This is a genomic window from Pseudomonas sp. GM33 (assembly GCF_000282295.1).
Lineage (GTDB): Bacteria > Pseudomonadota > Gammaproteobacteria > Pseudomonadales > Pseudomonadaceae > Aquipseudomonas > Aquipseudomonas laurylsulfatiphila.
Genome location: NZ_AKJO01000044.1, coordinates 1 through 10,023 on the forward strand (window position 1 = coordinate 1; position 10,023 = coordinate 10,023).

Consider the following 10,023-nt stretch of genomic DNA (forward strand, 5'->3'; position numbering starts at 1 on the left):
ATCAGGCGGTAGCAGGCCGCCAACTCTTCACGCAGACGTTGCTCTGTCGATGTCATATCCCGGCAACCTCTTTCACAGTGCAATCTTCCAGCCCTTGCCCCAAGGCCTCCCAGCCATCGAAACCCCGGCGAGCGATGAACACCAGGCGTGTGGCATCGGCCCGGACGTCATCCAGTGCCGGCAGAAACTGACTGCGGGTGCCGACATGTTGCAGCCAGTGCGCCGTGCTGCCCGGCGTCAGCAGCACCAGGCCTTTGACCCGGAATACATCACTGGGCAGCGCCCTCAACCAGCCACGCAAGCACTCGACATCGAGGGCCGCGTTGCTCTGCCACAACCAGCTGCTGAACATCTCGCCGTGATCGACGTCGGACACCCGGGTCAGCGGTTTCTGTGCCCGAGGCTCAAGGTCCAGATCGGTATCCAGCCACAACGCATCGGGCAACTCGGCTTGCACACTTTCATGCACACGCGTCCTGGCGCCCAGTGCATCGCGCAAGGCCTGCAACTGCGCCTCATCGACCAGGTCGGTCTTGTTCAGCAACAGCAGGTCGGCAGCGGCCACCTGCGCCCGAGCCAGGCGCGCGTATTCACCGTCGAGTTGCAGATGGCGGGTGGCGTCGACCACCGTGATCACCATGTCCAGTTGCATCTGGCTGCGCAGCTGTGGATAAGCCAGGGTCTGCACGATGCGCTGCGGATCGGACACTCCGCTGCACTCGATGACGATGCGCTCCAACCTTGGTTCAAGCTGCGCCAGGCTGGCGAGTTGCGCCAGCAGGTCTTCCTGCACCGTGCAGCAGATGCAGCCGTTCTGCAGGCTGTACACCGCGTCGGTGACTTCGGACACGATGGCCGCATCGATGTTCAGCTCGCCGAAATCGTTGACGATCACCGCCAGCCGACTGCCTTCGGCACGGCGCACCATACGGTTGAGTAGTGTGGTTTTACCGGCGCCGAGAAAACCCGACACCACGGTCACGGCGATACGTGGGGAAGTCATTCTGCCTTGCCCTCCAGCACCGGTGGTTCGCCTTGCCAGACGGCTTTGAGGCCGACGGTTTCCAGCGTTGAGTGGCGGTCGTAGACCGGTTGCCCTTCAACGAAGGTCAGCAGCACCTGGGTCTTGTGAATGTAGTTGCGTGCCGGTGCAGCGAACAGGTCACGGTCGATGACGATCAGGTCCGCCGACTTGCCCACTTGCAGGCTGCCGGTGCTGTGTTCCAGGCCCATGGCCACGGCGCCGTTGCTGGTGATCACGGTCAGCGCCTGTTCGAGGCTGATCGGGTCGCCGAAGCACGCCGGGTCGTCGTTCCACGGGTTCTGCCGGGTGATCATGGTTTCCAGTGCCAGCCACGGATCGATGGACGCCACAGGCCAGTCAGTGCCCATCACCGCCGTGCCACCGGCGGCGAGCACGCCTTTGAAGTCGTAGATGCGCTTGAGGCGCTCCTGGCCGTAACCGGAACGCGCACCGCTGGCGAACGGCGTCGGGTACCAGGCGGCCGGGGAAAACTCGGCGATGACATTCAGCTCCTTGAAGCGCGGCAGGTTGCCGGGGTGCAGCAAGGTGCTGTGGGCGCACTGGTGGCGAACACCGCTGAAACCGTTGCGACGACGGGCCTCGGCCACGGCATCGAGGAACACGTCGGAGGCGCCGTCGCCGGTGCAGTGGGCAATCACGCGGATGCCCTTGCGGTCCATGTCCACCACCATGTCGGTGATGTGTTCCGGGGTCAGGTTGAGCTTGCCGCGCCAGCTCTTTTCCTGCGGCCACGGGGTCAGCAGGTACGAAGACTTCGGCTCCACGGTGCCGTCGAAGTGGAACTTCACCGCGTTGGCGCTCAGGCGCGCGCTGCGGTAGTAGTGGCGTTCGCCGGCCAGCAGCTCCCAGCGACGACGCACCGGGAAGATGTCGTCCTGCCAACTGATCGCCGCTTCGATGCGCACCGTCAGTTCGCCGCTGTCGTCGAGTTCCTTGAGGGCCTGCAAACGCTGTTCGCAGACGTGCACGTATTTGCTCGCCGTGACGCCGCGCGAGCTCTGGAAGTGCACGCCATCGCGGTAGGCACGGCGCAGCACGCTGACCGGAGTTGGTGGCATGGCGGCGTGGATCATTGCGTAGGCACCGTCGATCATCAGGCCGGTGGGTTCGCCGGTCAGCTCGTCACGCTCGAAATAACCATTGCGCGGGTCGGACGTGTGGCGGTCGATGCCGGCCAGTTCCAGGGCCTTGGAGTTGACCATCATGGTGCCCCACATGCGGTCGAGCAGTGCCACCGGGCGGTCCGGCATGACGCTGTCGAGCCACTCGCGGCCCGGGGTCAGGCCGGCCTCGCGGAAGGTGTAGCGCACCCAGTACTGGCCGTAGATCCAGCCGTCGCCGGGATGGCTGTCGGCGTAGGCGAGGATGCTTTCGCGCAACTGCTCCGGGGTCGGGTCTTCGATGCCGACGTCGAGGTCATCGGCGTAGCGCGGCGCCAGCGCGAGGTCGGGGTGCGTGTGCATGTCGTGCAGGCCCGGCATGCAGAATGCGCCTTGCAGGTCGTGCACGCGGGTGTTCGGGCCCTTGAACATCTCGATCTGGCCGAGGCTGGCGACTGCGATCAACTTGCCGTCGCGGATGGCCACGGCCTCGGCCCACGGGTTGGCCGGGTCCTGGGTGTAGATACGTCCGTTGGCGAGGATCAGGTCGGCGTAGGTCCCCTGCACGGAATGGGTAGAGGAAAAGTTATCGGACTCAGCCATGTAAGCCACCTTTGAGTTCAGGAGATTGAAAGGTCGGCCGGACGTTGTGCGTGTCGGCGACCTGAAAAAATTGTTGTTGTTTTAGTCAGCCAGAAAGGTTGTGGCGTCGACCTCGATCATCACCGGCTCAACGCTACTGCCGAGTTGCCCCAGCAGCTCGCGCAAACCGTCCAGGTCGCGTGCCCGGTGATGGCTGACGTGGCAGCTTTGTGCGAGGGCGGCGAAGTCCGGCGTGAGGATGTCTACCCCCAGCAACGGCACCGCCTTGGCGTTCATGTAGTCGCGGATTTCGGCGTAGCTGCTGTTGTTCCACAGCAGCAGGATCACGCCGACGCCGGCCTCTTTGGCGGCGATCAGTTCGGCACTGGAAAACTGCAAGCCACCGTCGCCGACCAACGCCACCACCGGGCGCAAAGGTTGGGCCAGCTTGGCGCCGATGGCGGCGGGCAAACCGTAGCCGAGGGTGCCGTAGCCGCTGCCGGCGTTGAACCAGCTATTGGGAGTTGGCGCCCGATAGCCGAGCGCGCCCTGGTACACCGGTTGGGTCGAATCGCCGACGATCAGTGGCTGCGGCAAGTGATCGCGCAGGGTATCGAGCAGCGCTTGCATACGGGATTGTCTGGCGCTCCAGCCGGCGTGCTCGAGGGCGTTGACCTTGTTCACTCGCTCAGCCGCCCAGGCTGGATCGGCCTGGCGCTGCGGCAGTCGATCGAGCAACAACAGCAAGCCTTGCCCGGCATCGCCCAGCAAGCCGACCGTGGCCGCTTGTACGCCGAGTATTTGCAGGGGATCGATGTCCAGGCGAATCAGCGGTGCCTTGAACTGCACAGTGCCAAGACCGAAAAAGTCGTAGTCGGTTTCCCCGAGTTCGGTGCCGACGGCCAGCACCAGGTCGGCCTCGGCAAATAGCTCACGACCATGGGCCGAGGACTGCACACCGTCGAGCAACAAAGGATGTTCGGGGGCCAGCAAACCGCGGGCGTTGGTGGTCAGCGCCACGGGGGCCTGCAGGCGTTCGGCGAGTGCGGTCAGGGCCTCACTGGCCCGGCGCGCACCGCCACCGGCGAGAATCAAGGGACGCTTGGCGTTGTTGATCAGGGCCACAGCGTCATCGATGGCTTCCGCCGTCGGAGCCGGCGCGGCCGGCAATGAACGCGGGCGCAGGTCCAGCCCCTCGGCAGACATCTCCAGCACATCCAGCGGAATCTCGATGTGCACCGGACGCGGCCGCGTACAGCCGAACAAGGCAAAGGCCCGTGCCAGCACTTCCGGCAATTGCGACGGGTGTTGCAGCGTATGGCTGAAAGCACAGACCCCGGCGACCAGCGCGCGCTGATCCGGCAATTCATGCAGGTGGCCATGGCCCAGGCGCAGGTGTTCGCGACGGTTGCAGGTGGAAATCACCAGCATCGGCACCGAGTCGGCATAGGCCTGGCCCATGGCGGTGATGATGTTGGTCATGCCCGGTCCGGTGATGATGAAGCACACCCCGGGCTTGCCGCTGGCACGGGCATAACCGTCGGCCATGAACCCGGCGCCCTGCTCGTGGCGCGGGCTGATGTGCTTCAGGCGACTGCCGTGCAGGCCACGATACAACTCGACGGTGTGCACGCCGGGAATACCGAAGACGGTTTCAACACCATAGCCTTCCAGCAACTGAACGAGCGCCTCGGCACAACGGGTCATGCAGCACCTCTTGGATAAGGGGCCAGCTCGGCCCAACGACGAATGGGGCTAGTATTGTTGAATCAACCGATACAACAATCGATTTTTTTTGGCCTGACTGTTCGATTTACTTCACCATATAGAAGAGCAAGCGCTAACCTTGTGGCGAGGGAGCTTGCTCCCGCTCGGTTGCGCAGCGACCGCAATGGTGGGGGCCGCTGCGCGCCCCAGCGGGAGCAAGCTCCCTCGCCACAGGTTCAGCGTTTGCCTGTTTCTTTCAACTTTCAGCGGGATGATTTATGCGTTTTCCTTCGATGACAGCCCTTCGTGCGCTGGATGCGGTTGCCCGCACAGGCAGCGTGTCGGTCGCGGCCCGTGAACTGAACCTGACCCGCAGCGCCATCAGCCACCAGATCAGCAAGCTCGAGGAGTGTGTCGGTTTCGCCCTGACCGAGCGCATTGGCCGAGGCATCGGCCTGACGTATCAGGGCGAACGCTATGCGCGGGAAGTGCACGGGATTCTGTTGAACCTGCTCGACGCCGGACAGTTGGTCGACGACCAGGAGATTTCCGGACGGTTGTGCGTCAGTTGCGCGCCGGGGTTCGCCACCTATTGGTTGTGTCACCACATCGGTGCTTTTTTGCGGCAGTACCCGCAAGTGCAGTTGCAACTGGTTTCCCCGCGCACACCGGACGACACCAACAACCACAACGTCGACCTGTTCATCGCCTACGGGATTGGTGACTGGCCGGAAATGATCGTCGAGGAGATCGTGGCGTTGCGTTTCTTCCCGGTGTGCAGCCCGCGCCTGATCAACGCCTTGGGCGGCCTGAAAAGCCCGCAGGAACTGAGCAGCTACCCCTTGCTGCACATGACCGACTACTCGGACTGGCGCGTGTGGCTGACCGCTGCGGGGGCTTCCGGAGTCAACGCGACGAGCGGCATCCTGTTCTCCGATGCCCACTGCGCCCAGTCCGCGTGCATTGCCGGCCAGGGCATCGCCATCGGTGACAACCTGATCAGCGGTGACGCGTTATCCAAGGGTTTGCTGGTGCGCCCGTTCGACATCGGCATCGATTTGCACCGTGGCTACTACCTGGCGGCAGACCCGCAAAAGGCCGACCGCGCCGTGGTCCAGGCCTTCGGCAACTGGATCAAGACCCAGCTGCAATCGTCCCGTCAGACCTGGCAGGACACCCTGTAAAAGCACATCACATTCCCCTGTGGGAGCGAGCTTGCTCGCGATGAGGCCACCACAGTCACCATTGATGTCGCCTGATAAATCGCTATCGCGAGCAAGCTCGCTCCCACAGGGTAGAAGCTCTATTTCGGGGCCTCTGGCCGAGGCGAAATACACAGCTTATTTGTTCAATAAAACTAACCAATACGAGCAAAATAATTCCATTGATGTAGCGATATTTTTAACAATAATAAGCCCAAAGCCCATTTCGGATTCGCATCCGTCCTCGTACGTCTTATGGGCAATAAAAAGAGGAACCTCATTGTGTCCAGCCGTTCAGCGATCCAGCTCAGCGCTCAAGGTATCAGCCAGTATTACGGCCGTTTCGCGGCGCTGGATAACGTCGATCTCGACGTTCGCCAAGGTGAATTTCTTACCCTGCTGGGTCCGTCCGGCTCGGGCAAAACCACCTTGCTGATGATTCTGGCCGGTTTCCTCAGCCCGACCTCGGGCAAGCTGATGGAGCAAGGCGTCGACATCATCCGGCGCTCCGCCGAGAAGCGGAACTACGGCATGGTGTTCCAGGGTTATGCGCTGTTCCCGCACATGAGCGTGGCCGACAACGTGGCCTACCCGCTGCGCATCCGCAAAGTCCCCGTTGAAGAACGCAATCGCCGGGTCAAGCACATCCTCGAAGTGGTCGGCCTCAGTGCGCATATGCACAAGAAGCCCGCCGAGATGTCCGGCGGCCAGCAGCAGCGCGTGGCGATTGCCCGGGCGCTGGTGTTCGAGCCGGAACTGCTGTTGCTCGACGAACCGCTGTCGGCGCTGGACAAGAACCTGCGCGAACAACTGCAAACCGAGCTGCAACGCATCCATCGTCAGGTCGGTACCAGCTTCGTGTTCGTCACTCACGACCAGAACGAAGCGTTGGCGCTGTCCTCGCGCATCGCGATTTTCAACCACGGCAAGCTGACCCAGGTCGACACCCCGGAAAACATCTACAACCGCCCCGAGAGCCGTTTCGTCGCCGAGTTCCTCGGCAAGATGAACCTGTTCCCGCTGGACAACCTGACCCGCAACGGCCAGAACGCCAGCGGCCGCTGCGGCACCAGCGTATTGCATGCCCAGGCGCCGAACGCACTGAGTGCGGCACCGATCGTGCTGGCCGTGCGCCCCGAGCACATGGAACTGCACAGCGAGTGCCCGACCCGCGACGGCTACAACGTGATGCCCGCGCAACTCACCGACAAGGTTTATCAAGGCTCAAGCACCCACCTGTCACTCAAGGTCAGCGGCGACACGCTGCCGATCAACCTGTCCGTACCCGGCAATCACCCGGGCGCGTCGATGCCCAGCGGCGCGCCGGTGTGGCTGAGCTGGCCGGTGCAGCAAAGCTTCCTGCTTCAGGCCTGAACCCCCAAAAAACTGCGTCACAAAGCTCTCTTCCAATGACAACAAAAAGGCCGGTGCCCACGCAGGCACCTGCCGACTGAGGACTTGCCCATGCGCCAGGATCACCAACAAGACTGCATCGAAGTGCTTATCGACAAGGCCCGCGACGGTCAGATCAACCGCCGCACCTTTATCCAGGCCATGGGCCTGCTGGCAGCGGTGCCCCTGGCGCTGCGCAGCGGCATCAGCTGGTCGGCGGACAAGCCGCTGGTGGTGGTCAACTGGGGCGGCGACGCCCTCAACGCATTCCGTTCGGCGTGGACCGACACCTTCACCAAGAACACCGGCATCCAGGTGCGCATCGACGGTGCCGGCCCGACCGAAGGGGCCATCCGCTCGCAGCTGGCCAGCGGTCAACCAAGCTGGGACGTGGTCGACGTCGAGAGCTACAGCGCCATCGTGCTGGGCCGGGAAAAGATCCTGCAGCCACTGGACTACAACACCATCAAGCGCGATCAGGTGGCCCCGGCGCTCTCCTCCGATTACGGCATCGCCAGCTACCAGTTCAGCTACGTGATGGCCTGGGACAGCGAAAAGTTCGGTGAAAACGGACCCAAGACCTGGGCCGATTTCTGGGACGTGAAGAAATTCCCCGGCAAGCGCACGCTGTACAAGTGGATGAACGGCATGCTCGAAGCGGCGTTGCTGGCCGACGGCGTTCCGGCTGACCAGCTGTACCCGCTGGACGTGCCACGGGCGCTGAAGAAGATCGACGAGATCAAGCCGCACGTCCTGTCGTTCTGGAGTTCGGGGGCCGAGAGCCAGCAACTGATGGTCGACGGCGAGGTGTCAGTGGGTGCGATCTGGCACACCCGCGCCAAGCTGCTCAGCGAAGACACCGACAACCGTGTGCGCTGGAGCTTCGACAACGGCTTTATCAACTCCAGCAGTTGGGCGGTATTGAACGGCAACCCCGGCGGCACTCAACCGACCATGCAGTTCATCCAGCAAGCCTTGCAGCCTGAAGGCCAGCTCAAGCTGTTCGAACTGCTGGGCAACGGGCCGTCCAACAGCGCCACGGAAAAGCTGATGTCGGCCAAGCAACTGGAAGCCAACTGCGCCTCCGAAGAAAACCTGAAGAAGCAGATCGCTCTCAACGCCCAGTGGTACGCCGACAACTACTCCAAAGCCCTGGAAGAGTACCTGACGCGGTTGTCCAAGTGAGCCTGTGACCATGACCACCACACTGACCTCGACCCTGACCGCCCCCAAGCCCCGCTTCAGCTCGCCGGGCCTGGAGCGCGGCCTGCTGCTGTTTCCGCTGCCGGTGTTGCTGCTGGTCTTCTATGTGCTGCCGTTCCTCGGTGTGGTCGGCTGGAGCTTCTCGCTGCCGACGCCGGGTATCGAGCAGTACCAGCGCATCGCCACGGACCCGGCGATCCACGAGATGCTCTGGCGCACGTTGCGCCTGTGCCTGACCGTCAGTGGCCTGGCCTTGATGATCGGTTACCTGCTGGCCTACTGCTGGGTGTTCAGCCCGCCGTTCTGGCAGCGCGTGGTGGAGATCTGCATCTTCATTCCGTTCTGGATTTCCGTGCTGGTGCGGGCCTTCGGCTGGTTGATCGCCCTGCGCAGCAACGGCGTGCTCAACAACGGGCTGATGGGCATGGGGCTGATCGACCAGCCGCTGCAACTGAGCCGCAATGAGATAGGCGTAGTCATCGGCATGCTCCACGTGATGATCCCGTACGCGGTGTTCCCGCTGCTGTCGACCATGCGTCAACTCGACCAGCGTGTGCTCATGGCCTCGCGCGGCCTGGGGGCCGGTGCCTTGCGCACCTTCTGGCAAGTGCTGCTGCCGCAGACCCTGCCAGGCATTCTGGGCGCGCTCATCATGGTCTTCGTGTTCTGCCTGGGCTTCTTCATCACCCCGGTGCTGTTGGGTGGCGGGCAAACGGTGATGATTGCCGAGTACGTGTTCCTGCAAATGTTCCAGACCAGCAACTGGGGCCTGGGTGCGGCACTGAGCGTGGTGTTGCTGGCCCTGGTCAGCGCGCTGATCTGGGTGCTGTTGAAAATGACCCGCGTCAACCGACTGGTAGGCTGAGATCACTATGAATACCCATCGCACAAGCCTGAGTACGCGGCTGTTGGCCGTGGTCGCCATGGCCTTCATGCTGTTCCCGCTGCTGACGGTCATTCCGGTGTCGTTTACCAGCAAGCGTTTCCTGTCGATGCCCGAAGGCAACTGGTCGCTGCGCCACTACGAAGCACTGGTGAGCAACCCGGACTGGTTCCACGCTATCAGCCAGAGCCTGACCATCGCCTTCGCCACCAGCGTCATCGCCACCTTGCTGGCCGCGAGTTTCAGCCTCGGCATCTGGTACATGCGCTCCAAATGGGCCACGGCCCTGATCGGCCTGGTGCTGTTGCCGATGGCGATCCCGCCGGTGATTTCCGCGCTGGTGCTGTACTTCATGGAGACCAAGCTCGGTCGCTTCGCCCCGGGGATGGGCTACGACACCCTGACCGGCGTGGTGATTGCCCATGTGATCATGGTGGTGCCGTACGGCGTAGTGACCATGCTGGTGGCCCTCAGCCAGATCGACCGGCGCATCGAACTGGCCTCGCGCAACCTTGGCGCCAGCCTGATGCAAACCACGTTCATGGTGATCCTGCCGAACCTGAAGTTGGGTCTGGCCTCCACCGCGTTGTTGGGGTTTGCCCTGTCCTGGGAAGAAGTGGCGGTGACGCTGTTCATCACCAGCGTCAACGTCGACACCCTGCCCAAGCGCATCTGGAGCGGCTTGCGCGATAACGTCGACCCGAGCGTCGCGGCGATTTCGGTGTTGCTGATCTCGCTGACGTTGCTGGTGCTGATCGGACGGCTGGTGGTTCAGCATCTGGCCGACAAACGCGCGCAGAAGCTGCAGCACTCGTAAGTGCTTCACACGAAAAAGCCCCGCGCTTGCCATACAAGCGCGGGGCTTTTTTCGTTCAACTGCCGCCATTCCTGTAGGAGCGAGCCTGTAGT

General features: G+C 62.8%; 8 protein-coding genes. 5 read left to right on the forward strand and 3 right to left on the reverse strand.

What is annotated here, in order from left to right:
* Positions 1–52: 52 nt before the first annotated feature.
* From PMI26_RS22335 to PMI26_RS22325, 3 genes are all read right to left on the reverse strand, one after another.
* On the reverse strand, positions 53–1,003 hold the full coding sequence (locus PMI26_RS22335; RefSeq protein ID WP_007972050.1) for a CobW family GTP-binding protein: 951 nt from the start codon (positions 1,001–1,003) through the stop codon (positions 53–55).
* Complete coding sequence (locus PMI26_RS22330; protein ID WP_007972051.1) at positions 1,000–2,748, reverse strand: amidohydrolase; 1,749 nt, start codon at positions 2,746–2,748, stop codon at positions 1,000–1,002. The genes PMI26_RS22335 and PMI26_RS22330 overlap by 4 nt, the downstream gene beginning before the upstream one ends.
* An 81-nt stretch (positions 2,749–2,829) precedes the next feature.
* On the reverse strand, positions 2,830–4,434 hold the full coding sequence (locus tag PMI26_RS22325; RefSeq protein ID WP_007972052.1) for a 5-guanidino-2-oxopentanoate decarboxylase: 1,605 nt from the start codon (positions 4,432–4,434) through the stop codon (positions 2,830–2,832).
* Positions 4,435–4,712: 278 nt separating this feature from the next.
* Here PMI26_RS22325 and PMI26_RS22320 point away from each other — a divergent pair, with 278 nt between their 5' ends.
* From PMI26_RS22320 to PMI26_RS22300, 5 genes are all read left to right on the forward strand, one after another.
* Complete coding sequence (locus tag PMI26_RS22320) at positions 4,713–5,618, forward strand: LysR substrate-binding domain-containing protein (RefSeq protein WP_007972053.1); 906 nt, start codon at positions 4,713–4,715, stop codon at positions 5,616–5,618.
* A gap of 300 nt (positions 5,619–5,918) precedes the next feature.
* Positions 5,919–7,010: an ABC transporter ATP-binding protein gene (locus PMI26_RS22315; RefSeq protein ID WP_007972054.1), complete on the forward strand. Its 1,092-nt coding sequence runs from the start codon at positions 5,919–5,921 to the stop codon at positions 7,008–7,010.
* Between the two features lie 90 nt (positions 7,011–7,100).
* Entirely contained in the window at positions 7,101–8,213 is a 1,113-nt protein-coding gene (locus tag PMI26_RS22310) for an ABC transporter substrate-binding protein (protein ID WP_007972055.1), read from the forward strand.
* 10 nt (positions 8,214–8,223) lie between these two features.
* Positions 8,224–9,096, forward strand: coding sequence for an ABC transporter permease (locus PMI26_RS22305; protein ID WP_007972056.1), 873 nt, complete (start codon positions 8,224–8,226; stop codon positions 9,094–9,096).
* 7 nt (positions 9,097–9,103) lie between these two features.
* Positions 9,104–9,931 (forward strand): ABC transporter permease, encoded by an 828-nt coding sequence (locus tag PMI26_RS22300; protein ID WP_007972057.1) that lies wholly within the window; start codon positions 9,104–9,106, stop codon positions 9,929–9,931.
* The last annotated feature ends 92 nt before the right edge of the window (positions 9,932–10,023 follow it).

Excerpts from the sequence above, each read along its gene's own strand:
- PMI26_RS22335 (WP_007972050.1), bottom strand. The coding sequence starts at position 1,003 with ATGACTTCCCCACGTATCGCCGTGACCGTGGTGTCGGGTTTTCTCGGC.
- PMI26_RS22330 (WP_007972051.1), bottom strand. The coding sequence starts at position 2,748 with ATGGCTGAGTCCGATAACTTTTCCTCTACCCATTCCGTGCAGGGGACC.
- PMI26_RS22325 (WP_007972052.1), bottom strand. The coding sequence starts at position 4,434 with ATGACCCGTTGTGCCGAGGCGCTCGTTCAGTTGCTGGAAGGCTATGGT.
- PMI26_RS22320 (WP_007972053.1), top strand. The coding sequence starts at position 4,713 with ATGCGTTTTCCTTCGATGACAGCCCTTCGTGCGCTGGATGCGGTTGCC.
- PMI26_RS22310 (WP_007972055.1), top strand. The coding sequence starts at position 7,101 with ATGCGCCAGGATCACCAACAAGACTGCATCGAAGTGCTTATCGACAAG.
- PMI26_RS22305 (WP_007972056.1), top strand. The coding sequence starts at position 8,224 with ATGACCACCACACTGACCTCGACCCTGACCGCCCCCAAGCCCCGCTTC.
- PMI26_RS22300 (WP_007972057.1), top strand. The coding sequence starts at position 9,104 with ATGAATACCCATCGCACAAGCCTGAGTACGCGGCTGTTGGCCGTGGTC.